The sequence below is a fragment of the Geobacillus sp. WSUCF1 genome (genome assembly GCF_000422025.1).
In the GTDB taxonomy this organism is placed as follows: domain Bacteria; phylum Bacillota; class Bacilli; order Bacillales; family Anoxybacillaceae; genus Geobacillus; species Geobacillus zalihae.
Genome location: NZ_ATCO01000297.1, coordinates 1 through 359, shown reverse-complemented (window position 1 = coordinate 359; position 359 = coordinate 1). Strand labels below are relative to the sequence as shown.

The following is a 359-nucleotide window of genomic DNA, read 5'->3' as shown; positions in this document are numbered from 1 at the left end:
TAGTCTGTATAGAGATGAAAAATATCAATCGTTTATAAACTTGTCTGTTATTCAAGTCGAAGGTTTATTTTACGATTTCTGTTTAATTCTTAATGATGAAATCGAATTCGATAATCTTGGAACACTTATTTAGTGTGAAAGCCGAAAAAGTATTTTCAACAAATCGTGCATTGTGGTTATCTATGTATCCTTATTTTGCATTTGAAGCTCCAATCTTTAGAAACAAAATTACCCATAATGGTCTTTGGGATCCAGACGATATTAAAAACTTTGCTAATGAATTGATTTATGATTTATTTGCAATAATTAGTGCAATAAAGTTTACACCAAAATTACCTTATAACTCACATTTCGCACCC

The 359-nt window shown here is 29.5% G+C and carries 1 pseudogene; it reads left to right on the top strand.

Going from position 1 to position 359, the window contains the following annotated elements:
• Nucleotides 1–134 precede the first annotated feature (134 nt).
• Nucleotides 135–359: pseudogene (locus I656_RS19625) on the top strand (hypothetical protein); the annotation flags it as partial.